We start from the raw sequence: 25,550 nt of genomic DNA, 5'->3' as shown, positions 1-25,550 counted from the left end.
GTACTCGGGCTAGTGCAAAAAGCATTAGTCCTGTTTGGCTTACCAAGCGGGAGTGAATCAACATCTCGCTTGGACTTCTGAGCGAGATGTTTTTTTAAAACCACATTTGGAAAAGGGGAGATCTTTATGAGAACAGTTGAATTTCTAGATACCAGCCTTCGGGACGGAGAACAGACACCGGGCGTTAATTTTTCAATCAAGGAAAAAATTGCCATAGCAAGACAGTTGGAGAAATGGGGTATTTCAGCCATCGAAGCTGGTTTTCCAGCGGCTAGTCCTGATTCATTTACAGCAGTTCAGGAGATCGCTAAGGTATTGAAGAAAACGGCAGTGACTGGTTTGGCACGCTCTGTCAAGTCTGATATTGATGCTTGTTATGAGGCCCTCAAGGACGCTAAGTATCCACAGGTTCACGTCTTTATTGCTACCAGTCCGATTCACCGCAAATATAAGCTCAATAAGAGCAAGGAAGAGATTTTGGAAGCTATTAAAGAGCATGTTTCTTATGCCCGTTCTAAGTTTGAAGTGGTTGAATTCTCTCCAGAGGATGCGACCAGAACAGAGTTGAATTTCCTCTTGCAAGTTGTTCAAACAGCGGTTGATGCAGGTGCGACTTATATCAATATTCCTGATACGGTTGGATTCACCACTCCAGAAGAGTACGGAGCCATCTTCAAACACTTGATTGAGAATGTCAAGACAGATCGTCAGATTATCTATTCACCTCACTGTCATGATGACCTTGGAATGGCAGTGGCTAATAGCCTTGCTGCTGTCAAGAATGGGGCAGGACGTGTCGAAGGAACTATCAACGGAATAGGTGAGAGAGCTGGGAATGCTGCTCTTGAAGAAATTGCAGTGGCTCTCAATATTCGCCAAGATTACTACCAAGCAGAAACCAGTATTGTTTTAAATGAAACCATCAATACGTCAGAAATGGTTTCTCGCTTCTCTGGTATTCCAGTTCCTAAAAACAAGGCTGTGGTTGGTGGCAATGCCTTCTCTCACGAATCTGGTATTCACCAAGATGGAGTCCTTAAAAATCCTCTTACCTATGAAATCATCACTCCTGAATTAGTCGGTGTTAAGAGTAATAGTCTTCCACTTGGAAAATTGTCTGGTCGCCATGCCTTTGTTGAAAAACTAAGAGAATTGGCCCTAGACTTTTCAGAAGAGGATATCAAACCACTCTTTGCTAAGTTCAAGGCGCTGGCTGATAAAAAGCAAGAAATCACAGATGCAGATATTCGTGCTCTGGTAGCTGGAACCATGGTTGAAAATCCAGAAGGCTTCCATTTTGATGATTTACAACTGCAAACCCATGCAGATAATGACATTGAAGCACTCGTTAGCCTAGCCAATATGGATGGTGAGAAAGTCGAATTTAATGCGACAGGGCAAGGTTCTGTTGAAGCAATCTTTAACGCTATCGATAAGTTCTTTAACCAATCTGTCCGCTTGGTATCCTACACTATAGATGCGGTGACAGATGGAATCGATGCTCAAGCTCGGGTCTTGGTCACTGTTGAAAACAGAGATACAGAAACCATCTTTAATGCAGCAGGGCTTGATTTCGATGTGTTGAAGGCTTCGGCTATTGCCTATATCAATGCCAATACCTTTGTTCAAAAAGAGAATGCTGGTGAGATGGGACGCAGTGTTTCTTACCGCGATATGCCTAGTGTGTAAAGGAGAAGGCTATGACAAAGAAAATAGTAGCTCTAGCAGGGGACGGAATCGGCCCAGAAATTATGGAGGCTGGTTTAGAGGTTCTGGAAGCCCTAGCTGAAAAAACAGGTTTTGACTATGAGATTGATAGACGACCTTTTGGAGGTGCAGGTATCGATGCTGCAGGGCATCCCTTACCTGATGAAACCCTCAAGGTATGTCGTGAAGCAGATGCCATTCTCCTAGCGGCTATCGGTAGTCCTCGGTATGATGGAGCAGCAGTTCGGCCTGAACAAGGCTTGTTGGCTCTCCGTAAGGAACTCAATCTCTATGCCAATATTCGCCCTGTAAAAATCTTTGACAGTCTCAAGCATTTGTCACCACTCAAACCGGAACGAATTGCTGGTGTAGACTTTGTCGTGGTGCGTGAGTTGACAGGCGGGATTTACTTTGGAGATCATATCCTTGAAGAGTGCAAAGCGCGTGATATCAACGACTATAGCTATGAGGAAGTGGAACGGATTATTCGCAAATCCTTTGAAATCGCAAGAAGTCGGAGAAAAATCGTTACTAGTATTGATAAGCAAAATGTGTTGGCAACATCAAAACTCTGGCGGAAAGTAGCTGAGAAGGTCTCACAGGATTTCCCAGATGTGACCTTGGAATACCAGTTAGTGGACTCAGCTGCCATGCTCATGATTACCAATCCTGCTAAGTTTGATGTCATTGTGACAGAAAATCTTTTCGGAGATATTCTCTCAGATGAATCAAGCGTTTTATCTGGCACACTTGGGGTTATGCCATCAGCCAGTCATTCTGAAAATGGCCCAAGTCTCTATGAACCCATTCACGGTTCAGCGCCTGATATTGCAGGTCAAGGAATTGCCAATCCTATTTCCATGATTTTATCAGTTGCCATGATGTTGAGAGATAGTTTCGGACGTTATGAGGATGCAGAGCGTGTCGAGCGTGCTGTTGAGGCAAGTCTGGCAGCTGGTGTTTTAACAAGAGATATAGGTGGACAGGCTTCTACCAAGGAAATGACAGAAGCCATTATTGCAAGGTTATGAAGTTAGACGAAAAAATTACTCTAGTCCTTTTGATTTGGAATGTCATGATTTTCTTGATTTATGGCATTGACAAATCCAAGGCAAGGAGAAGAGCTTGGCGCATCCCAGAGAAAATCTTACTCATTTTAGCCTTTGCTTGTGGTGGTTTTGGTGCCTGGCTAGCAGGAATCACCTTTCATCACAAGACTCGAAAATGGTATTTTAAAACAGTTTGGTTTCTTGGGATGGTGACCACACTAGTAGCCTTATATGTTATTTGGAGGTAATGGATGGCAGGAAAATCAATTTTTGATAAATTATGGGACCGTCATGTCATCACGGGAGAAGAGGGGCAACCCCAACTCATGTATGTGGACCAGCACTATATTCATGAAGTGACCAGTCCTCAAGCTTTTCAAGGTTTGCGAGATGCAGGTCGCAGATTGAGACGACCAGACTTGACATTTGGCACCTTTGACCACAATGTACCAACTGTCAATATCTATGATATTCGAGATGTAATTTCCAAGGCTCAAATTGATAAGCTGGCTGAAAATGTTGAGGAGTTTGGGATTGAACATGCAGCCCACGGTTCTGAAAAGCAGGGGATAGTTCATATGGTTGGTCCAGAAACAGGACGGACCCAACCGGGGAAATTCATTGTCTGTGGAGACAGCCATACGGCAACTCACGGAGCTTTCGGAGCGATCGCCTTTGGAATTGGAACTAGTGAGGTCGAGCATGTCTTCGCTACCCAGACCCTCTGGCAGGTTAAACCCAAGAAAATGTTGGTAGAATTCACTGGTGTTCCTCAAAAAGGAGTTTATTCCAAGGATTTCATTTTAGCCTTGATTGCCAAGTACGGTGTTGCTTGCGGTGTTGGCTATGTGGTGGAATATCGTGGACAAGCTATTGATGAACTGAGTATGGAAGAACGAATGACCATCTGCAATATGTCCATCGAGTTTGGCTCTAAGATGGGAATCATGAATCCGGACCAAACCACCTATGATTATCTCAAGGGACGAGAATGTGTTCCAGAGGACTTTGAAGAGGCTGTGGCGGATTGGAAAACAATTGTCAGTGATGATAATGCTGTTTACGATAAGGTGATCCAGATGGATATCTCAGACCTTGCTCCTATGGTTACCTGGGGAACCAACCCTGCTATGGGGGTTGACTTTGACAGTAGTTTCCCAGAAATTAAGGATATGAATGATGAACGAGCCTACAATTATATGGATTTGGAACCTGGTCAAAAGCCAGCGGATATTGAACTAGGATATATCTTTATAGGTTCATGTACCAATGCTCGACTCAGTGATTTGCAACTGGCTGCGCGATTTGTTAAAGGGAAGAAAATTGCTCCTAACTTAACGGCTATCGTGGTTCCGGGCTCTCGTCCTGTGAAACGAGCTGCTGAGAAGTTGGGCTTGGACAAGGTCTTTCTAGATGCTGGCTTTGAGTGGAGAGACCCGGGTTGCTCCATGTGCCTAGGGATGAATCCGGACAAGGTCCCTGATGGTGTTCACTGCGCCTCAACCAGCAATCGAAACTTTGAAGACAGACAAGGCTTTGGCGCTAAGACTCATCTCTGTAGTCCAGCTATGGCAGCTGCGGCAGCTATTGCAGGGCGTTTCGTAGATGTTCGGCAAATGCCAGAAGCCCAGTAAGGAGAGGATATGGAGAAATTTACAGTTTATACGGGAACGACTGTTCCTCTTATGAATGATAACATTGACACTGACCAAATCCTTCCCAAGCAGTTTCTCAAGTTAATTGATAAAAAAGGCTTTGGTAAGTACCTCATGTATGCTTGGCGTTATCTGGATGATAAGTATACTGAGGACCCAGACTTTGTCTTTAACCGACCTGAATATCGCAAAGCCAGTATTCTCATATCAGGGGATAACTTTGGCGCAGGATCGTCCAGAGAACACGCAGCTTGGGCTCTAGCGGACTATGGTTTTAAAGTCGTGATTGCAGGGTCTTTCGGTGATATTCATTACAATAATGAACTCAATAATGGCATGTTACCAATTGTTCAGCCTAAAGAGGTTAGAGAAAAGCTAGCCCAGCTCAAACCGACTGACCAGGTAACCGTGGACTTGGAACGACAAAAAATCATCTCACCAATTGGAGAATTCACTTTTGAAATCGATAGTGAGTGGAAACACAAACTCTTAAATGGTTTGGATGATATCGGTATTACCTTGCAGTATGAAGATTTGATTGCTGCTTATGAAAAACAACGACCAGCCTACTGGCAGGATTAGAAGAAAAATAGAAAAGGAAATAGAACTATGACAAAACACATTCAATGGAACGGAACACTTTCACAAGAAGGATATGATATTTTAAAAGGTGAGGGCGGTTGTATTGTTTGCCCTACAAAAGTTGGTTACATCATCATGACTAGTGATAAGGCTGGTCTTGAACGTAAGTTTGAAGCTAAAGAACGTAACCGTAACAAACCAGGTGTCGTTCTCTGCGGTAGCATGGATGAGCTTCGCGCTTTAGCACAACTCAACCCAGAAATTGAAGCCTTTTACCAAAAACATTGGGACGAAGACATTCTTCTTGGTTGTATCCTTCCATGGAAACCAGAAGCCTTTGAAAAACTCAAAGCATACGGGGATGGCCGTGAAGAACTCATGACGGACGTGCGTGGTACTAGCTGTTTCGTTATTAAATTTGGGAAAGCTGGTGAACAATTGGCTGCCAAGCTTTGGGAAGAAGGCAAGATGGTCTATGCCTCATCTGCAAACCCATCTGGAAAAGGAAACCGTGGTAAGGTAGAAGGTATCGGAGAACGTATCGAAGGAGCAGTGGACCTTGTCATTGAAGCAGACGACTATGTGGCATCTATCCAGCCTGACAAAACCATTGAAACTCGCTACGAGCAAGGCGTGATGGTCTCTATGGTCGATAAAGACGGCAAACTCATCCCAGAACAAGGAGGAGCACGTTCAACTTCACCAGCTCCAGTTGTGATCCGCAAAGGGCTTGACATTGATAAAATTATGATGCACCTGTCAGATACCTTTAACTCATGGGACTACCGTCAGGGAGAGTATTATTAAGATAAAAAAGAAGTCTAGTGTTATGAGACATTGAAGCTCCTGACACTGGACTTTTTCTTTAGAATTTCTTTTCTTTTTTATATAGATGTGATATTCTATATGTGAAATATATAGTTTTTTATTCGAACATTATTATAAAAGGAGTAAGATTGATGCTGAAAAGAAAAGTTAGTTTAGAAGATTTTTATAAATGGTATAGTCTAAATAAAGAAGAGTTATTAAATAAGGCAACTGCTGGTGAAAAGTTTAATGATAAATTAAAAGAAGAGTTTCTCCAGGAATGGCCTTTGAATAGGATTTTAACAATATCAATCGATGAATATGTAATAGGAAAGGGACTGCAAAATAAGTCTTTGTGCTACGCTCTTGAGAAGGGAAAATACAAAAATCTATTTCTTGGAATTTCTGGTGGCTCAGCTTCAAAATTCGGGATTTATTGGAATGAAAAAACAAAGAGTTATAAAGATCAAGGTAATAAAGTCATTCCGCTTTCAGAGTTGGATCAGCGATTTTCAAAATTAAAATCAGATTTGTATGAAATTATCAAAGAAGGTATTCGTTTTAATTTTGAAAATCCTATTTTTGATATGAAAAGATCAACAAATGAATTTGTTGGCCGTTCTGCTATGGTGACAAAATTACTTTGTATCTATTCTGAGGGATATCCTTTCTTTGGTGTAAATATTAATAGTCAAAAAGAATTTTGGAGCCACTTTGTTTCTCAAACAACTCAAGGTGGACCTTATCTGCAAAATCATAAAATAATTGACCTGTTGTCCAAAACTTATCCTGAGTTGGAGCCATCGAAATTAGGAACTATGCTTTTTGAGTATTCTAAGCTCTTTATGGAAAATAAGGAAGAAAATAGTACAATGGATTCATCAAACAATTTTCGTCATCAATTAATTCAATCTCTATTAAAGTCTCCAAACCTCATCCTTCGTGGTGCGCCAGGGACGGGAAAAACATACCTTGCTAAAGAAATTGCCTTAGAATTAACAGGTGGCAATGAAGATCAAATAGGCTTTGTACAGTTTCACCCATCTTATGACTATACGGATTTTGTAGAGGGGTTGAGACCGGTATCAAATGGGGATGGAGCTATTGAGTTTAAGCTCCAAGATGGCATTTTTAAGAAGTTTTGTCAGAAAGCTAGAGACGCTAAGAAAACCGGAGGTCAAGATAATTTTGTCTTCATCATCGATGAAATCAACCGTGGTGAGATTTCTAAGATTTTTGGAGAACTCTTTTTCTCAATTGATCCTGACTATCGTGGCGAAAAGGGAAGTGTTTCTACCCAATATGCTAATCTACACGAAAGCGATGACAAGTTTTATATTCCTGAAAATGTCTATATCATCGGGACTATGAACGACATAGACCGTTCAGTAGATACCTTTGATTTTGCTATGCGTCGTCGTTTCCGCTTTGTTGAAGTTACGGCTGAAAGTCGACTTCACATTCTAGATGAAAAACTAGGTGAGCGTGCTGAAGAAGCTAAGACTCGACTAAGAAACTTGAATGCTGCTATTGAAAATGTTCAGGAATTAAATAGTCATTATCATATCGGACCAAGTTATTTCCGTAATTTAAAAGAATTGGATTATGATTATGAATTACTCTGGTCTGATTATCTCAAACCACTTTTGGAAGATTATGTACGTGGTTCTTATGATGAAGCTGAAACTCTAGAAACATTGAAAAAAGCATTCGATCTGACAAAGAATGAGCAAAAAGATCAGGCAGTAGCTGATGACAATGAAGGCGATGAAAACGATGATGCGGATCACTGATAATCAACACAAGATTGTTAAAGAAGAATTTGTTGAAGAATATCCTAAACTAAGCAATCTTCTTTTAGACAGAACCTTGGAAAGTCTATCCCAAGATGAACGTGTTTTCATTTTTCCAAATGATTTAAAGAATTCTCCTGACTTAGAAAAGGACCAAAAAATCTTTGAAACAGTTAATCAGGAAATCAAGACAGGAAATGTGATTGGTTTTCTGGGTTGTGGTCAGGAAAGATTAACGATTTCCTCTCGTTTTTCTGATGAGAGTAATGACCATTTTTTGCATTATCTCTTACACAAGGTTCTTAATATCAATCTCACTAGTTTAGATGTTGCTTTGTCTCGTGAAGAGAGGCTTTATCAACTTTTGATGTATCTCTTCCCCAAGTATCTACAAGCTGCTATTCGAAAAGGTCTTTATAAGGAATACCATCGATTTTCTCATAATGACAGTAATGTTAAGGGAGTGATTGATGTAAGAAACCATCTCAATAAAAATCTTCCTTTCACGGGAAATATTGCCTACACAACGAGAGAGTTCACCTATGATAATCCCCTCATGCAGTTGGTCCGTCACACTATTGAATACATTAAGAACCAGAAAAGCATTGGTCAAGGGGTACTAGATAATCTCTCAACTAGTCGTGAAAACGTAGCTGAAATCGTGCGTGTAACGCCCTCTTATAAACTAGCTGATCGTGCTAAGATTATTCGGGTAAATCAATCTAAACCTCTACGTCATGCATACTTTCACGAGTACAGAAAATTACAAGAACTTTGTCTGATGATCCTAAACCAAGAAAAGCACGGTTTAGGGTATCAAGATCAAAAAATTCATGGTATTCTTTTTGATGTTGCCTGGCTTTGGGAAGAGTATGTTCATACTTTGTTGCCAAAAGATTTTATCCATCCACGGAATAAAGATAAGACGGACGGAATTTCAGTATTTTCTAGTCAAGAAAGAAAAGTATATCCAGATTTTTATCAAGAAGAGCTTAAAATAGTATTAGATGCTAAGTATAAAATACTGGAATTGACTGAAAAAGGAATCAACCGTGAGGACTTATTCCAGCTGATTTCCTATTCTTATATTTTAAAAGCTGAGAAGGCTGGTCTTGTTTTTCCGAGCAAGGACAAGGTTGTTGATAATGAGATAGGAAAGCTAGCAGGTTATGGAGCTTTGTTGAAGAAATGGTCTATCCAAATTCCTCAGAAGTCTTCATCTTATAGTGAATTTTGTGAAATGCTGGAAAACTCCGAAGAAATATTTAAAAGGAATATTGCTAACGAAGTGGGGAGAAAATAATCTCTCCTCTTTCTTTTATTATTTACACAATAAAAACCGAACAATATATTTTAATTTATGAAATTATTTGACAGAAACTGTACTTTAGTTTATAATAAATTAAGGAAACGTCGGAAAAGACGTAGTGATGCGAAAGCATAGGTAGGTCATTACAAAAGAAACGAGACATCGATATGTTAAATGAATTTCCAATTTTTGATTACGAAGATATTCAATTGATTCCAAATAAATGTGTGATTAAAAGCCGTGCAGAAGCAGATACAAGTGTCACGCTAGGAAATCATACCTTTAAACTACCTGTTGTACCAGCAAATATGCAGACGATTTTGGATGAAAATGTAGCAGAGCAACTAGCTAAAGGGGGCTACTTCTACATTATGCACCGTTTTGATGAGGAAGGACGCATTCCTTTTATTAAACGCATGCACGAGCAAGGTCTCATTGCTTCTATATCTGTCGGTGTTAAAGACTATGAGTATGATTTTGTTAGCCAGCTCAAGGCTGATGCTCCAGAATACATCACGATTGACATTGCTCATGGTCATGCAGATAGCGTGATTTCTATGATTCAACACATCAAGAAAGAATTGCCAGATACTTTTGTCATTGCTGGAAATGTGGGAACACCAGAAGCTGTACGTGAATTGGAAAATGCTGGTGCGGATGCGACTAAGGTTGGAATCGGTCCTGGTAAGGTTTGTATCACCAAGGTCAAGACTGGTTTTGGTACAGGTGGTTGGCAGTTGGCTGCTCTACGCTGGTGTGCTAAGGCTGCTCGTAAACCGATTATCGCTGATGGAGGAATTCGTACTCACGGCGATATTGCCAAGTCTATCCGTTTCGGTGCCAGCATGGTCATGATTGGTTCCCTCTTTGCAGGACACATCGAAAGTCCAGGGAAAACGATTGAAGTCGATGGTGAACAGTTCAAAGAATATTACGGTTCAGCCTCGCAATATCAAAAAGGTGCTTACAAAAATGTGGAGGGCAAACGTATCTTGCTTCCTGCCAAAGGTCATCTGCAAGACACTTTAACTGAGATGGAACAAGACCTTCAAAGTGCTATTTCCTATGCAGGTGGACGTCAGGTTGCTGACCTTAAACACGTTGATTATGTGATCGTGAAAAACTCTATCTGGAATGGGGATGCTTCCCACTAAGACGGGCTATCTCACTAGAAAAAAACTTGTTATTAAAGCAAATTTCTGTTATAATAAAACAAGTTTCCACCCTTAGTGTAATGGATATCACGTAAGATTCCGGTTCTTGAGATGGGGGTTCGATTCCCTCAGGGTGGATGTAAACATCCTAAAAAGCCTTTAATAGGGCTTTTTTCTTTACACAGCCCTAAATTGGCCCTTAAAACTGAAAATCTCTTTTTAAAGAATTCCCAAATGCTCTCCAGTCCCGTTTTAAAGTGACTCAGGGGGCTTTTTTTGATATAATAAAAAGGACTGTTATCAGTTAGAAAGAGGTTGGTATGAAAGAATTACAAACTGTACTAAAGAACCATTTTGCAATCGAATTTGCAGACAAAAATTTACTGGAGACTGCCTTTACTCATACGAGTTATGCCAATGAGCACCGCCTCTTAAAAATTTCACACAATGAACGCTTGGAATTTTTAGGAGACGCTGTTCTACAGTTATTGATTTCAGAATATCTGTATAAAAAATACCCTAAAAAACCTGAGGGTGATTTGTCCAAACTCCGTGCCATGATTGTCCGCGAGGAGAGTTTGGCTGGTTTTGCGCGTGATTGCCAGTTTGATCAGTTTATCAAGCTGGGTAAGGGGGAAGAAAAGTCTGGTGGACGCAATCGTGACACCATTCTTGGTGATGCCTTTGAAGCTTTTCTTGGTGCCCTCCTTTTGGACAAGGATGTGGCCAAGGTCAAGGAATTTATCTATCAAGTCATGATTCCTAAGGTTGAAGCAGGCGAATTTGAGATGATTACAGACTACAAAACCCATCTCCAAGAGTTACTTCAAGTCAATGGGGATGTGGCTATTCGTTATCAGGTGATTTCTGAAACGGGTCCTGCCCACGATAAGGTCTTTGATGTAGAAGTTCTTGTCGAAGGTAAGAGCATTGGTCAAGGTCAAGGTCGTTCTAAGAAACTAGCAGAGCAGGAAGCTGCAAAAAATGCCGTTGAGAAAGGGCTGGATTCATGTATTTAAAGGAAATCGAAATTCAGGGATTCAAGTCTTTTGCTGATAAGACCAAGGTCGTCTTTGACCAAGGTGTGACGGCAGTTGTTGGACCCAATGGATCTGGAAAGTCCAATATTACAGAAAGTCTGCGTTGGGCCTTGGGGGAGTCAAGTGTCAAGAGTCTCCGTGGTGGCAAGATGCCGGATGTTATCTTTGCTGGGACCGAAAGTCGCAAACCTCTCAATTATGCTTCTGTAGTTGTGACTCTGGATAATCATGACGGATTTATCAAGGATGCAGGACAAGAAATCAGGGTAGAACGCCATATCTATCGTAGTGGAGATAGCGAATACAAGATTGACGGAAAGAAAGTCCGTCTGCGTGATATTCATGATCTTTTCTTGGATACAGGTTTGGGACGAGATTCCTTCTCTATCATTTCCCAAGGGAAGGTTGAGGAGATTTTCAACTCCAAGCCTGAGGAACGCCGAGCTATTTTTGAAGAAGCTGCTGGAGTTTTAAAATACAAGACTCGTCGAAAAGAAACTGAGAGTAAACTACAACAAACTCAGGATAATTTAGACCGCTTAGAGGACATTATCTACGAGTTGGACAATCAAATCAAGCCTCTTGAGAAGCAAGCTGAAAATGCTCGTAAATTTCTAGACTTGGAAGGACAACGCAAGGCTATTTATTTAGACGTTCTGGTTGCTCAAATCAATGAAAATAAAGCTGAACTAGACTCGACAGAAGAAGAGTTAGCTCAGGTTCAGGAACTCTTGATGAGCTATTACCAAAAGCGTGAAAAATTAGAAGAAGAAAATCAAACTCTTAAAAAGCAACGCCAAGATTTACAGGCTGAAATGGCCAAAGACCAAGTCAGTTTGATGGATTTGACCAGTCTGATTAGTGATTTAGAGAGAAAATTAGCCCTATCGAAACTGGAATCTGAGCAAGTAGCTCTGAATCAACAGGAAGCACAAGCTCGTTTGGCTGCTTTGGAGGATAAGAGAAATTCACTCAGCAAAGAAAAATCTGATAAGGAAAGCTCTTTAGCTCTGTTAGAAGAAAATCTAGTCCAAAATAATCAAAAACTCAATCGTTTAGAAGCTGAATTGCTGGCTTTTTCAGACGATCCAGATCAGATGATTGAGCTCTTACGTGAACGCTTTGTATCTCTTTTACAAGAAGAAGCGGATGTCTCAAACCATCTGACCCGTATTGAGAATGAATTGGAAAATAGTCGTCAGCTTTCTCAAAAACAAGCAGATCAACTAGAAAAGTTGAAAGAACAGTTAGCTACAGCTAAAGAGAAGGCTAGTCATCAAAAAGAAGAGCTTGAAACTGCCAAGGAGCAAGTTCAGAAATTATTGTCAGATTACCAAATCTGTTCCAAGGAGCAAGAGGAACAGAAAACTTCCTATCAAGCTCAACAAAGTCAACTCTTTGACCGTCTGGATAGTCTCAAAAACAAGCAGGCTAGAGCCCAAAGTTTGGAAAATATCCTGAGAAATCATAGTAACTTTTATGCAGGTGTTAAGAGTGTTCTCCAAGAAAAAGACCGCCTTGGTGGGATTATTGGGGCAGTCAGTGAGCACCTGACCTTTGATGTGCATTATCAAACTGCTTTAGAGATTGCGCTAGGAGCCAGCAGTCAGCATATCATCGTAGAAGATGAACAGGCGGCAACCAAGGCGATTGATTTCCTCAAACGAAACAGAGCTGGTCGTGCAACATTCCTTCCTTTGACAACGATCAAGGCGCGTACGATTTCTAGTCAGAACCAAGATGCTATTGCTGCAAGTCCAGGATTTCTGGGTATGGCAGATGAGCTGGTTACTTTCGATACTAGATTGGAAGCTATTTTCAAGAACTTGCTAGCTACGACGGCTATTTTTGATACCGTGGAACATGCGCGTGCAGCAGCGCGTCAGGTTCGTTATCAGGTTCGTATGGTGACACTGGATGGGACAGAGCTGCGTACAGGTGGTTCCTATGCAGGTGGAGCTAATCGTCAGAATAATAGCATTTTCATCAAGCCAGAACTGGAGCAATTACAAAAAGAAATTGCTAAAGAAGAAGCAAGCTTGCGTTCAGATGAAGCGAGTTTGAAGACCTTGCAAGATGAACTGGTTTCATTGACAGAAAGATTAGAAGCCATCAAATCTCAGGGAGAGCAGGCTCGTATTCAGGAGCAAGGTTTGTCCCTCGCTTATCAGCAGACTTGTCAACAAGTCGAAGAATTAGAAACTCTTTGGAAACTCCAAGAAGAGGAATTAAATCGTCTTTCTGAGGGAGATTGGCAAGCGGATAAGGAAAAATGCCAAGAGCGCCTTACTACTATCGCCAGTGACAAGCAAAATCTGGAAGCTGAGATTGAAGAGATTAAGTCTAACAAAAATGCCATCCAAGAACGCTATCAAAACTTGCAGGAAGATGTGGCGCAAGCTCGATTGCTTAAGACAGAACTGCAAGGACAAAAACGTTATGAAGTGGCTGATATTGAGCGTTTAGGCAAGGAATTGGATAATTTAGATATCGAACAAGAGGAAATCCAGCGCCTCCTTCAAGAAAAGGTTGATAATCTTGAGAAAGTTGATACGGATTTGCTCAGTCAACAGGCTGATGAAGCCAAAACTCAGAAAACAAATCTCCAACAAGGTTTGATTCGTAAGCAGTTTGAGTTGGATGATATAGAAGGTCAGCTGGATGATATTGCCAGTCATTTGGATCAGGCTCGTCAGCAGAATGAAGAGTGGATTCGCAAGCAAACTCGTGCTGAAGCCAAGAAAGAAAAGGTCAGCGAGCGTTTGCGCCATCTACAAAGTCAATTAACAGACCAGTACCAGATTAGCTATACTGAAGCTCTAGAAAATGCACATGAATTGGAAAATCTCAATCTAGCTGAGCAAGAGGTTAAGGATTTGGAGAAAGCTATTCGCTCACTGGGTCCTGTCAATTTAGACGCTATTGAACAGTATGAAGAAGTCTACAGCCGTCTGGATTTCCTAAATAGCCAGCGAGATGATATTCTGTCTGCGAAAAATCTGCTTCTTGAGACTATCACAGAGATGAATGATGAGGTTAAGGAACGCTTTAAATCAACCTTTGAGGCTATTCGTGAATCCTTTAAAGTGACCTTCAAGCAGATGTTTGGCGGAGGTCAAGCAGACTTGATTTTGACTGAGGGAGACCTGCTGACAGCTGGGGTTGAGATTTCTGTCCAACCACCAGGCAAGAAAATCCAGTCGCTTAACCTCATGAGTGGTGGTGAAAAAGCTCTTTCTGCTCTTGCTTTGCTTTTCTCTATCATTCGAGTTAAGACTATCCCGTTTGTTATCTTAGATGAGGTAGAGGCTGCGTTAGATGAAGCCAATGTTAAACGTTTTGGGGATTACCTTAACCGCTTTGATAAGGACAGCCAGTTTATCGTCGTAACCCACCGTAAGGGAACCATGGCAGCAGCCGATTCTATCTATGGAGTGACCATGCAAGAATCAGGTGTCTCAAAAATTGTTTCGGTTAAGTTAAAAGATTTGGAAGAAACAGTAAACTAAGCGCTAAACGATAGCATCTCTTAGGAGGTGCTATTTTTTTAAACTAACATTTTGAAAAGTTTTTTAAGGTCAGTTTAGGGGCAAAAAACGACATTTGGGCTTTCCTTTTAGCGAAAAGGCTTTCTCTATGATATAATAGTTTCATGATTACAACAGTACCTATAAAAAATGAAAAAGACATCGCAGTACCGGATAAAACAGTTCTTGTATTAGGCTATTTTGACGGTATTCATAAGGGACATCAAAAGCTTTTTGAAGTAGCTAGTAAGGCTTCGATGAAAGATTATCTACCAGTTGTCGTGATGACCTTTACAGAGTCCCCTAAGCTTGCTTTGCAACCTTACAAGCCAGAATTAATGCTTCATATTGTCAGCCATGAAGAACGGGAACATAAGATGAAATGGCATGGAGTAGAGGCTCTTTTCTTACTTGACTTTAGTAGTAAATTTGCTAGTTTAACGGGTCAAGAGTTCTTTGATACCTATGTTAGGGCATTAAAACCCGCTATTATCGTAGCAGGATTTGATTACACCTTTGGTTCTGATAAAAAAACTGCGGCTGACCTGAAGGATTATTTTGATGGAGAAATCATCATTGTTCCACCTGTTGAGGATGAAAAGGGGAAGATTAGTTCTACTCGTATTCGGCAAGCTATTCTTGATGGAGATGTCAGGGAAGCTAATTATTTACTCGGTACTCCTTTACCATCACGTGGAATGGTTGTTCATGGTAATGCTCGTGGACGGACTATCGGTTACCCAACAGCAAACCTAGTTTTACGAGATCGAACCTATATGCCAGCAGATGGTGTTTACGTAGTCGATGTCGAAGTGCAACGTAAAAGATATCGTGGAATGGCGAGTGTCGGGAAAAATGTTACTTTTGATGGAGAAGAGCCACGTTTTGAAGTCAATATTTTTGATTTTTCAGATGATATTTACGGTGAAACAGTTATTGTTTACTGGCTAGACCGTGTCCGAGAAATGGTCAAATTTGACTCCGTTGAAGAACTGGTAGATCAACTCCAGAAAGATGAAGAAATTGCTCGGAATTGGAAGGATGGAGAGTAGGATGTTTAAAAAGTGAACCATATTTTGTGTTTGCTTTTTTATTTTTGGAAAAAATTCTTATAGATATAAACCTAATTGAAGGTTTGTTCGAAATCTGTTAAAATAGGGATATTAATAACTTTAAAAAATAAAGAAAAGAGATTATATGATTACAGGTGAATTAAAAAATAAAATTGATCAGTTGTGGGAAATGCTTTGGACTGAAGGTAACGCAAATCCTCTAACAAATATTGAACAATTGACTTATCTTCTGTTTATGAAGGATTTGGATAGTGTTGAACTTGGACGCGAAAGCGATGCTGAGTTTCTAGGGATTCCTTATGAGGGAATTTTTCCAAAATACAAACCTGAATACCGTTGGTCGACCTTTAAAAACATTGGAGATGCTCAGGAAGTCTATCGTTTAATGACTCAGGAGATTTTTCCATTTATTAAAAATCTTAAGGGAGATACTGACGATACAGCTTTTTCACGTTATATGCGTGAAGCTATCTTTCAAATAAATAAACCTGCTACGCTACAAAAGGTGATTTCTATATTAGATGAATTTCCAACTAGAGGTTCAGATATAAACTTTGATAGTGACACACAGGGGATTAATGATATTGGCGATATCTATGAATATCTGCTATCAAAATTGTCAACCGCTGGTAAAAATGGACAATTTCGTACACCTCGGCACATCATCGATATGATGGTTGAGTTGATGCAACCAACTATCAAAGATATCATCTCAGATCCTGCTATGGGGTCTGCTGGTTTCTTAGTCTCTGCTAGCCGTTACTTAAAGCGTAAGAAAGATGAATGGGAAACCAATCCAGATAATATCAACCATTTTCATAACAATATGTTTCATGGAAATGATACGGATACAACTATGCTTAGACTTGGTGCAATGAACATGATGTTGCATGGAGTGGAAAATCCACAAATTAGTTATCTTGACTCACTATCTCAAGATAATGAAGAAGCAGATAAATACACTTTGGTTTTAGCAAATCCTCCATTTAAAGGGTCACTTGATTACGATTCAACTTCAAATGATCTCCTTGCTACTGTAAAAACAAAAAAGACAGAATTGCTTTTCCTTGCCCTTTTCTTGCGTACCTTGAAACCAGGGGGACGTGCAGCGGTTATTGTACCCGACGGTGTACTCTTTGGTTCTTCTAAAGCCCATAAAGGAATTCGTCAGGAAATTGTTGAGAATCATAAGTTAGATGCAGTAATCTCAATGCCAAGTGGCGTTTTCAAACCTTATGCTGGAGTCTCAACTGCCATTCTCATCTTTACAAAAACTGGAAATGGCGGCACGGATAAGGTTTGGTTTTACGATATGAAAGCAGATGGTTTAAGTTTGGATGATAAACGACAACCGATCAGTAATAATGATATTCCAGATATTATTCAACGTTTCCATCAACTTGAAAAAGAAGCAGAACGTCAGAGAACGGACCCGTCTTTCTTTGTTCCAGTCGATGAGATAAAGGATAATGATTATGATTTATCTATCAATAAATACAAAGAAATCGAGTATGAAAAAGTTGAGTATGAACCAACAGAAGTCATCTTAAAGAAAATCAATGATCTAGAAAAAGAAATTCAAGCTGGCTTAGCAGAGTTAGAAGAATTACTCAAGTAGGGAGATGCATGTATGAAAAAAGTGAAGTTGGGGGAAGTTTGTGAGATAAGAATTGGCAAGACACCAAATCGTTCTCAAACTTTATATTGGGGAGGTAACTATCCTTGGTTATCCATTTCAGATATGAAAGGGAAAATATTATGTACTACTAAGGAAAAAATAACTCAAGAAGCTGTCCAAAAAGAAAAAATGCAAATTGTTTCAAAAGGGACAGTTGTGATGAGTTTTAAGTTATCTATTGGCAAGGTTGGAATTCTTGCTGAAAATATGTACACAAACGAAGCAATAGCTAATTTTGTGATTAAAAATAAAAAGATGCTTTTTAATGAATATCTTTACTATGCCCTACAAGGAATGAATTTTGATAGTTTAACAGACAGGGCTGTGATGGGAAAAACGTTAAACAAAGCAAAGTTGAATAACTTGTCTATTGTATATTACGAGCCTTTTATGCAACAGCAAATTGTTTTGAGATTAGATGGTGTTGATAAATTAATAGAATCTCGTAAACAACAACTATCTGAATTATCAGAACTCGTAAAATCCCGATATTTCGAGGAGGTGGTTGCGTGAAGAAAGTGAAGTTGGATAAACTTGGAAAAATTATTACAGGAAATACACCTAGTAAAAAAATATTAGAATTTTATGATAGCAATGATATCCCTTTTATAAAACCAGATGACTTTAAAACTATAGATGAAATTTCGTCATCAAAAGGGAATAAAAATTATATATCTGAGAATGCACGAAACAATGCAAGAATAGTCCCTCAAAATTCGGTATTAGTAACTTGTATAGGTGTAATTGGAAAAGTTATGATTTCTGAATCTGAATTATCATTTAATCAACAAATTAATGCAATTGTTCCGAATGAATTAATTTTATCTAAATATTTAGCATATTTATTGCTATACAATAAATCTAATTTAGATTTTATTTCCAATGCGCCCGTTGTACCAATCATCAATAAAACTCAATTTTCGGAGTTTGAAGTTACGTTTCATGAAAATATCGATGTTCAAGAAATGATTATACAAAAGTTAGAGAATTTAGATAATCAGATTTTAAAAAGAAGGCATCAATCTAAATTACTCTCAAACCTTGTAAAATCCCGATTTAACGAGATGTTTGGGGATCCTTTAAATAATGATAAGATGTTTGCAGTTAAAACGGGACAACAGTGTTTTAAATTTTCAAGTGGAAAATTACTTGATAAAAATGATAGAGTTTTTGAAGGTTACCCTGCCTATGGTGGAAATGGTATTGCTTGGAAAAGTCGAAATTATTTAATTGATAATCCAACTATTATCATTGGTCGTGTAGGTGCATATTGTGGTAATGTAAGAACTTCTCACGGTAAGGCATGGATAAGTGACAATGCTATATATATCAAAGAGTTTAAAAATTTAGATTTTAACCTTGTATTTTTATTAGAATTAATGAAAGTAATTGATTTTAGTAGATTTGCTGATTTCTCAGGCCAACCAAAAATAACTCAAAAACCATTAGAAAAACAGAAATATATCGTCCCCCCTCTTTCCCTCCAAAACGAATTCGCAGACTTTGTGGCTCAGGTCGACAAATCACAATTGGCAATTCAAAAATCACTAGAAGAACTGGAAACCTTGAAAAAATCTCTCATGCAAGAGTATTTTGGCTGATATTCTATCATTGTAATTACGGTAATTATTTGTTATAATACTTCAAAGGAGGAAATCAGATGGTCGTAAAAACAAGAAAACAAGGAAATTCAATCACCATCACCATTCCAAGTGAATTCAATATTCCAAGTGGTGTAAAATACGAAGCGAAATTGTTACCAAGTGGTGAAATTATCTTTACTCCCGAAGAGTCTGGACATCAGATTTCTTATGTATCTGATGATGCCTTTGACTTAAATTTGGACAAAATTTTTGACGAATACGATGATGTTTTCAAAGCTTTGGTGGAAAAATGACAGTCTATCTAACAGAAAGGCAAATCGAAAAAATCAATGCTCTAGCAATTGAACGGTATTCACCTAATGAAAAAATTCAAACAGTTAGTCCTTCTGCCTTAAATATGATTGTCAATTTACCAGAACAATTTGTCTTCGGTAAACCTCTTTATCCAACAATTTTTGATAAGGCAACGATACTATTTGTCCAATTGATCAAGAAGCATGTTTTTGCCAACGCTAATAAACGAACTGCTTTCTTCGTTTTGGTGAATTTTCTACAGTTGAATGGATATCGTTTTTCTGTAACTGTTGAAGAAGCTGTTGATATGTGTGTGACTATAGCGGTAGAAGCTTTAACTGATGAAAAAATGATAAGCTACTCTAAATGGGTTTCTCAACATTCTGTCAGAGGAAAGGTCGAAAAGTAATCTAGTATGTTGGATTTAAATGAGTATTAGAAAATAAATGAACAGGCAATATTAGAATTCTGTAATGCAGAAACTGATATTGCCTCTTTTTATTGATGAGTAATAATGAAAGTGAGAAAATATGGAAACAAAAGTGACAATCATCATTCAAGAAATGCTACCTCTTTTAAACAATGCACAATTACTAGCATTACGGGAGAGTTTAGAGCGACATTTATTTAGTGGTGTAAATCAACAGAAGTATACGAATAATTCCTTGTTAGCCTTGTTTATTACTGCTAAACAGGTGGAGGGTTGTAGCGCAAAAACCATTCGTTATTATCAAAGGACCATTGAAAACTTATTTACAAGCATAAAGCAGTCTGTAACACAACTGACAACAGATGATTTGAGAAGTTATCTAGCACAGTATCAGTCAGAAAAAGATTGCAGTAAAGCAAATTTGGACAATATCCGACGCATCTTGTCTTCGTTTTTTGCTTGGCTTGAGCAGGAGGAATATATCATCAAAAATCCTATTCGACGGATAAAAAAGATTAAGACCGAACAAACTGTGAAAGAAACTTATACTGATGAACATCTTGAAATCATGCGAGACAATTGTGAAAACTTAAGGGATTTAGCAATGATCGATTTACTAGCTTCAACAGGAATGCGCGTGGGAGAACTTGTGCAACTGAATCGCTCAGATATTGATTTTGAAAACCGTGAATGTGTTGTATTTGGGAAAGGTAAAAAGGAGAGACCTGTTTATTTTGATGCTCGTACGAAAATCCATTTAAGGAACTATATCAATAGCAGAGAAGATAATCATCCAGCTCTTTTTGTTACCTTGCTTGGAAAAGCCCAGAGACTCGGAATAGCTGGTGTTGAGATTCGATTAAGAAAGTTAGGTCAAAAGCTTGGTATCCAAAAAGTTCACCCTCACAAATTCAGAAGAACACTTGCAACAAAGGCAATTGATAAGGGAATGCCTATCGAGCAAGTCCAAAAACTGCTAGGTCACAGCAAAATTGACACAACCTTAGCCTATGCTATGGTCAACCAAAGTAATGTCAAACATTCCCATCAGAAATTCATCTCTTAAATGCAAATCCCGATTTAACGAGATGTTTGGGGATTTTTATACTACATTATTCCCCAAATATAAAATAGGTGAAAAATTTGAACTTTCTAGTGGAAGTACACCATCAAGAGATAATAAATTATATTGGGATAGCGGAACGATTAATTGGGTAAAAACAACTGAGGTAATAAATAAAGAAATTACGGAAACTGAGGAAAAAATCACAAAATTTGCTTTAGAAAATACATCTCTTAAACTTTTTCCAGTTAATACAATCTTAATTGCTATGTATGGTCAAGGACAAACAAGAGGAAGAAGTGCAATCCTCAAAGTTGAATCTACTAGCAACCAAGCATGTGGTGCTATATTTCCAAATAAAATAGACAATCCAGTTTTTATTTGGCATCAATTAATGCTAAGGTATAGCGAATTACGAGAACTTGGACGAGGAGGAAATCAACCTAATTTAAACGGTCAACTGATTAAAAATTTTGAACTGATCCTCCCCCCTCTTTCCCTCCAAAATGAATTCGCAGACTTTGTGGCTCAGGTCGACAAATCACAATTTGCTTGTCAGATAGTTATAAAACTGTGGAGAAATAGCTTGAAATCTAGTATAATATAGCTATCTATTTATTCAAAGTGAGAGAAGAATGGGAAATTTTGATTTTCTTTTAAATAACGAAGAGTATAAATCTTTTTCAAAGCCCTGTATAGAAGCTGAAAGTATGATTGCGACATCCACTGTAGCGACAGCTTTCATGGCTCGTCGCGCCTTGGAGCAGGCTGTTCATTGGATTTATAGCCATGATTCCTATTTAGAAGCTCCTTATCGTGCTACCTTGTCTTCATTAGTGTGGGATGATGACTTCAGAGAAATCGTAGATTCAGAACTTCATAGTCAGATGGTTCTCTTGATACGTTGGGGTAATCATGCCGCTCATGGCGGAGAGATTAAGGAACGAGAAGCTATTTTGGCTTTGCATCATTTGTATCAGTTTGTTAATTTTATTGATTACTGCTACAGTAACGAGTTTGTGGAACGTTTTTTTGACGAGAAGTTATTGCCAATTTCAGAGAGTGTCAAGAAAAGAGAAACACCACAAGCCATGGTGGAACTGCAAGACAGTTTACCTGTTATGCCTGACTTTCATGAACAAATGGCTGTACAGTCCTTGGAAGTTCAAGAAAATTATACAGAAAAACGTGAAACTGCTGCTCAACGGCAAGAGGTTTCTTTTCATATCGATCAGTTATCTGAGGCTGAGACGAGAAAACTCTTTATTGACATTGATTTACGCTTAGCAGGCTGGACATTTGAAGAAAATTGTCGAGTTGAAGTCGCTGTTAATGGACTGAAACACGGATCGGGAACAGGTTATTGTGATTATGTTCTTTATGGTAAAAATGGAAAGATTTTAGCAATTATTGAAGCCAAAAAGGCTGCAGTTAATCCAGAAGTAGGGGAGGTACAGGTCAAGGAATATGCTAAAGCGCTAGAGGAAAAAATAGGTTACCAACCGATTTGTTTTATTACAAATGGCCTCAAGCACTACATTCTTGATGGTGTAAATCGTCGCCAGGTCGCAGGTTTCTATTCTCAAGAAGAATTGCAATTATTGATGGACAGACGACATTTTCAAAAACCACTTGAGGATATTTCTAGTAAAATCAGAGACGATATCTCTGGACGATATTACCAGAAACATGCGATTGCAAGTGTTTGTGAGGCTTTTTCTAACAATCGAAGGCAAGCTCTTTTGGTAATGGCAACTGGTTCTGGGAAAACTCGAACAGCAGTCTCTCTTGTTGATATCCTATCACGTCACAATTGGGTCAAAAATGTTCTCTTTCTAGCTGACCGAACATCTCTTGTAAAACAAGCCTATGATTCATTTAGGAAACTACTTCCAGATCTTTCGGTTTGTAACTTTTTAGAGGATAAAGCTGGAGCACGATTAAGTCGTATGGTGTTTTCTACTTATCCGACCATGATTGGAGCTATTAGTGATCAGGAAGAAGTCATTCAACGCCCTTTTACTGTTGGTCATTTTGATCTTATCATTATTGACGAGTCCCACCGCTCTATTTATCAAAAATACAAGACCATTTTTGATTATTTTGATGCTAGAATCGTAGGCTTAACGGCTACACCTCGTCAGGACCTTGATAAAAACACTTATGGATTTTTTAACTTGGAAAATGGTGTTCCTACCTATGCTTATGATCTTGAAAAGGCTGTTGAGGATGGCTACTTGGTATCCTATCATTCGATTGAAACAAAGTTAGAATTACCTACAGATGGGTTTCATTACGATGATCTATCCCAAGAAGATAAAGAATATTTTGATAGCCAATTTGAAGATGATAGTCTAGAAAAAGACATTGATGCTGGAGCTTTTAATTCCTTTATTTTTAATAAAGGTACAGTAGAGATTGTTCTAGATGAACTAATGACGAGAGGGATTCAGACGGCTTCGGGTGATGAGATTGGAAAAACTATCATCTTTGCCAAGAATCATCACCATGCGGAATATATTAGACAGATTTTTAATAAACGATATCCTGAAAAGGGGAGCGACTATGCTCAGGTGATTGATTATAGTATTAAACATTATCAGACCTTGATTGATGATTTTAAAATTAAGGAGAAATATCCTCAAATTGCAATTTCAGTTGACATGCTGGATACAGGTATTGATGTCCCAGAGGTTGTCAATTTAGTCTTTTTCAAGAAAGTTCGCTCAAAAACAAAATTTTGGCAGATGATTGGTCGTGGAACGCGTCTCTGTAAAGATTTGTTTGGACCTGATCAGAATAAGGAAAACTTCTTGGTATTTGATTATGGTGACAACTTTGAATATTTCAAAGCAGATCCGAGAGAAGGAAATGGACGTCATATTGTTCCCTTAACACAGCGTTTGTTTAATATCAAGGTGGACTTGATTCGTGAACTGCAAGACTTTCACTATCAAGAGGATCCATTTGCAAGAGAGTATCGTCAGCAACTCATCTCAGAACTTCATAGTCATGTAGAGGGCTTGAATGAGTTAGACTTTAGAGTTCGTATGGTCGTAGATATGGTTTATACCTATAAGAAATTAGAAAATTGGCAAAATCTTACAACGATTTCATGTGAAAATCTTCATACTCATATATCTCCTCTCATGTTTGATGAAGATAAAGAAAATGAAATGGCGAGACGATTTGATTTATGGATGTTAGAAATTCAAGTAGGACAACTAACCTCTAAGCCATCACGGACTCATATATCTCAAGTTATGAAAACTGCTCAGGCTCTTACTTCTGTTGGCAATATCCCTCAGGTCTTTGTACAGGCTGAAATTATCAGGAAAGTGCAAGAACCTGAATTTTGGGGGGAAGTAAGCTTGTCTGAACTTGAAAAAATACGCCTTTCTCTAAGGGATTTATTGCAATTCTTAGATAAAACGAACCGAAAAGTATATTATGTCAATTTTGAAGATCGAATTCTTTCCACTGTATATGAAACCACTCCTTATTTGCAGGTAAATGATCTTCGATCCTATAACGAAAAAGTTGAGCATTATTTGAAAGCTCATTTGGATGAGGAAGCAATTTCTAAATTGTATCATAACAAGAAGTTGACTCCTCAAGATTTATTAGCATTAGAAACTCTATTATGGAAAAAATTAGGAAGTAAAACTGACTATCAGCAGCACTATGAGAACAAGGCTATTCCTAGATTGGTGCGGGAGATTATTGGTTTGAATAGAGAGGCCACTAATCAAGTGTTTTCTAAGTTCTTGTCAGATGAAAGCCTTAATGCTAAGCAAATTTCTTTTGTGAAATTGATTGTCGATTATGTCGTTGAAAATGGTTATATGGATAAGTCAATGCTGACACAAGAACCGTTTAAATCTTATGGATCCGTACAAGTACTATTTCAACATCAAATACCAGTATTGAGGAATATTGTCCAAACAATTGACTTAATCAATAATCGAGCTGAAGAAGTAGCTTGAATATAGAAAGAGAACTACCATGCAAACGCAAGAAGAAATGAATGTTCTGGTACCCGAAAAATTAGCAGAAATTGAGCGTGATTTCGATGTCACAGTTTTGTGGGCTATTGAGTCTGGTAGTCGTGCTTGGGGCTTTGAGTCTCCCGATAGTGATTTTGATGTGCGTTTCGTATACAAGCACAAGCAAGATTTTTATCTAAGCTTGAACGATCATCGAGATGTCATCGAACTACCAATTGACGATACTTGGGATGTGAGTGGCTGGGATTTGGACAAGGCTTTAAAGTTGCTTTATAAGTCAAATCCAACCCTCTTTGAGTGGTTACAGTCGCCAATCGTTTACCAGCAAGACGAAGGCTTTATTGACCGTATCCGTCCGCTTGTTAGTCAGTATTTTTCTGAGAAAAAGATGCTCCACCATTACTTGAATACTGCTAGAACTCAAATGAATAAGTATCTTTCAGGAGACAAGGTCAAACCTAAAAAATATTTCTATGCGCTGCGTCCTATTTTGGCTTGTCGCTGGATTGAAAAATATCATTCTGTTCCACCGATTTTGTTTGATGATTTGGTCAAAGAATTACTTCCTTCTCAAATGCAGGAGCATGTATCAAGGTTACTTGACATTAAGATAAACGGTCCCGAAAGTATGGAAATTGATCCGATAATGCCAATCCAGTACTACATCATCAAAAACATCAAAGAGCTGGATGCATACGTTCAAAGTGTTACCGAGGTGAAGAAAGACTGGAAAGCTCTAAATCAATTTTTTCTTGAAGAATTAGGGCATGACTGAGGT

At 38.7% G+C, this 25,550-nt stretch carries 21 protein-coding genes and 1 tRNA gene; all 22 read left to right on the top strand.

Annotated elements, in window-relative coordinates; translation table 11 throughout:
• Nucleotides 1–126: 126 nt before the first annotated feature.
• The 22 genes from HMPREF2701_RS07930 (at nt 127) to HMPREF2701_RS07825 (ending at nt 25,547) form a co-directional block, all read left to right on the top strand.
• The gene (locus tag HMPREF2701_RS07930; RefSeq protein WP_061589795.1) at nt 127–1,689 is read left to right on the top strand and encodes a 2-isopropylmalate synthase; all 1,563 of its coding nucleotides are present in this window, start codon (nt 127–129) and stop codon (nt 1,687–1,689) included.
• Nucleotides 1,690–1,700: 11 nt separating this feature from the next.
• Nucleotides 1,701–2,738 (top strand): 3-isopropylmalate dehydrogenase, encoded by a 1,038-nt coding sequence (gene leuB / locus HMPREF2701_RS07925; RefSeq protein WP_061589794.1) that lies wholly within the window; start codon nt 1,701–1,703, stop codon nt 2,736–2,738.
• On the top strand, nt 2,735–3,004 hold the full coding sequence (locus HMPREF2701_RS07920; protein ID WP_061589793.1) for a DUF1294 domain-containing protein: 270 nt from the start codon (nt 2,735–2,737) through the stop codon (nt 3,002–3,004). Before leuB ends, HMPREF2701_RS07920 begins: the two co-directional genes overlap by 4 nt.
• Nucleotides 3,005–3,007: 3 nt before the next feature.
• On the top strand, nt 3,008–4,390 hold the full coding sequence (gene leuC / locus HMPREF2701_RS07915; RefSeq protein ID WP_061589792.1) for a 3-isopropylmalate dehydratase large subunit: 1,383 nt from the start codon (nt 3,008–3,010) through the stop codon (nt 4,388–4,390).
• A 9-nt stretch (nt 4,391–4,399) separates the two neighbouring features.
• The gene (gene leuD / locus HMPREF2701_RS07910; protein ID WP_061589791.1) at nt 4,400–4,993 is read left to right on the top strand and encodes a 3-isopropylmalate dehydratase small subunit; all 594 of its coding nucleotides are present in this window, start codon (nt 4,400–4,402) and stop codon (nt 4,991–4,993) included.
• A 27-nt stretch (nt 4,994–5,020) separates the two neighbouring features.
• Nucleotides 5,021–5,800 (top strand): L-threonylcarbamoyladenylate synthase, encoded by a 780-nt coding sequence (locus HMPREF2701_RS07905; protein WP_000160505.1) that lies wholly within the window; start codon nt 5,021–5,023, stop codon nt 5,798–5,800.
• A 152-nt stretch (nt 5,801–5,952) separates the two neighbouring features.
• On the top strand, nt 5,953–7,593 hold the full coding sequence (locus HMPREF2701_RS07900; protein ID WP_061589790.1) for an McrB family protein: 1,641 nt from the start codon (nt 5,953–5,955) through the stop codon (nt 7,591–7,593).
• A complete protein-coding gene (locus tag HMPREF2701_RS07895; RefSeq protein WP_061589814.1) occupies nt 7,580–8,896 on the top strand; it encodes an McrC family protein in 1,317 nt (438 codons plus the stop codon). Before HMPREF2701_RS07900 ends, HMPREF2701_RS07895 begins: the two co-directional genes overlap by 14 nt.
• Nucleotides 8,897–9,069: 173 nt before the next feature.
• Nucleotides 9,070–10,056, top strand: a complete 987-nt coding sequence (locus HMPREF2701_RS07890) for a GMP reductase (RefSeq protein WP_033688898.1) — start codon at nt 9,070–9,072, stop codon at nt 10,054–10,056.
• Nucleotides 10,057–10,122: 66 nt separating this feature from the next.
• Nucleotides 10,123–10,194: transfer RNA gene (locus tag HMPREF2701_RS07885), tRNA-Arg, on the top strand.
• A 182-nt stretch (nt 10,195–10,376) separates the two neighbouring features.
• On the top strand, nt 10,377–11,075 hold the full coding sequence (gene rnc, locus HMPREF2701_RS07880) for a ribonuclease III (protein WP_000661487.1): 699 nt from the start codon (nt 10,377–10,379) through the stop codon (nt 11,073–11,075).
• Complete coding sequence (gene smc, locus HMPREF2701_RS07875) at nt 11,066–14,605, top strand: chromosome segregation protein SMC (RefSeq protein WP_070482705.1); 3,540 nt, start codon at nt 11,066–11,068, stop codon at nt 14,603–14,605. Before rnc ends, smc begins: the two co-directional genes overlap by 10 nt.
• Nucleotides 14,606–14,748: 143 nt before the next feature.
• Nucleotides 14,749–15,675, top strand: coding sequence for a bifunctional riboflavin kinase/FAD synthetase (locus HMPREF2701_RS07870; protein ID WP_070482704.1), 927 nt, complete (start codon nt 14,749–14,751; stop codon nt 15,673–15,675).
• Between the two features lie 145 nt (nt 15,676–15,820).
• The gene (locus HMPREF2701_RS07865; RefSeq protein ID WP_070482703.1) at nt 15,821–17,314 is read left to right on the top strand and encodes a type I restriction-modification system subunit M; all 1,494 of its coding nucleotides are present in this window, start codon (nt 15,821–15,823) and stop codon (nt 17,312–17,314) included.
• 12 nt (nt 17,315–17,326) lie between these two features.
• A complete protein-coding gene (locus tag HMPREF2701_RS07860) occupies nt 17,327–17,887 on the top strand; it encodes a restriction endonuclease subunit S (RefSeq protein WP_070482702.1) in 561 nt (186 codons plus the stop codon).
• Nucleotides 17,884–18,975: a restriction endonuclease subunit S gene (locus tag HMPREF2701_RS10785; RefSeq protein ID WP_083281744.1), complete on the top strand. Its 1,092-nt coding sequence runs from the start codon at nt 17,884–17,886 to the stop codon at nt 18,973–18,975. Before HMPREF2701_RS07860 ends, HMPREF2701_RS10785 begins: the two co-directional genes overlap by 4 nt.
• A gap of 59 nt (nt 18,976–19,034) precedes the next feature.
• Complete coding sequence (locus HMPREF2701_RS07850; RefSeq protein WP_000260607.1) at nt 19,035–19,271, top strand: AbrB/MazE/SpoVT family DNA-binding domain-containing protein; 237 nt, start codon at nt 19,035–19,037, stop codon at nt 19,269–19,271.
• Nucleotides 19,268–19,681 carry a type II toxin-antitoxin system death-on-curing family toxin gene (locus HMPREF2701_RS07845; RefSeq protein ID WP_070482701.1) on the top strand — a complete coding sequence of 138 codons (414 nt, stop codon included), beginning with the start codon at nt 19,268–19,270 and terminating at the stop codon, nt 19,679–19,681. The genes HMPREF2701_RS07850 and HMPREF2701_RS07845 overlap by 4 nt, the downstream gene beginning before the upstream one ends.
• A gap of 121 nt (nt 19,682–19,802) precedes the next feature.
• Complete coding sequence (gene xerA / locus HMPREF2701_RS07840) at nt 19,803–20,768, top strand: site-specific tyrosine recombinase/integron integrase (protein WP_061589784.1); 966 nt, start codon at nt 19,803–19,805, stop codon at nt 20,766–20,768.
• Nucleotides 20,734–21,372: a restriction endonuclease subunit S gene (locus tag HMPREF2701_RS07835; protein WP_261674421.1), complete on the top strand. Its 639-nt coding sequence runs from the start codon at nt 20,734–20,736 to the stop codon at nt 21,370–21,372. Before xerA ends, HMPREF2701_RS07835 begins: the two co-directional genes overlap by 35 nt.
• Before the next feature lie 28 nt (nt 21,373–21,400).
• Nucleotides 21,401–24,751 (top strand): DEAD/DEAH box helicase family protein, encoded by a 3,351-nt coding sequence (locus tag HMPREF2701_RS07830; RefSeq protein ID WP_070482700.1) that lies wholly within the window; start codon nt 21,401–21,403, stop codon nt 24,749–24,751.
• A gap of 19 nt (nt 24,752–24,770) precedes the next feature.
• Nucleotides 24,771–25,547, top strand: coding sequence for a nucleotidyltransferase domain-containing protein (locus HMPREF2701_RS07825; RefSeq protein ID WP_061589782.1), 777 nt, complete (start codon nt 24,771–24,773; stop codon nt 25,545–25,547).
• Nucleotides 25,548–25,550 lie beyond the last annotated feature (3 nt).

It is taken from the genome of Streptococcus sp. HMSC077D04, assembly GCF_001808785.1.
Classification (GTDB): Bacteria; Bacillota; Bacilli; order Lactobacillales; family Streptococcaceae; genus Streptococcus; species Streptococcus mitis_BX.
The sequence above is the reverse complement of the archived record's forward strand: the minus strand, read 5'-3'. Positions and strand labels throughout refer to the sequence as shown.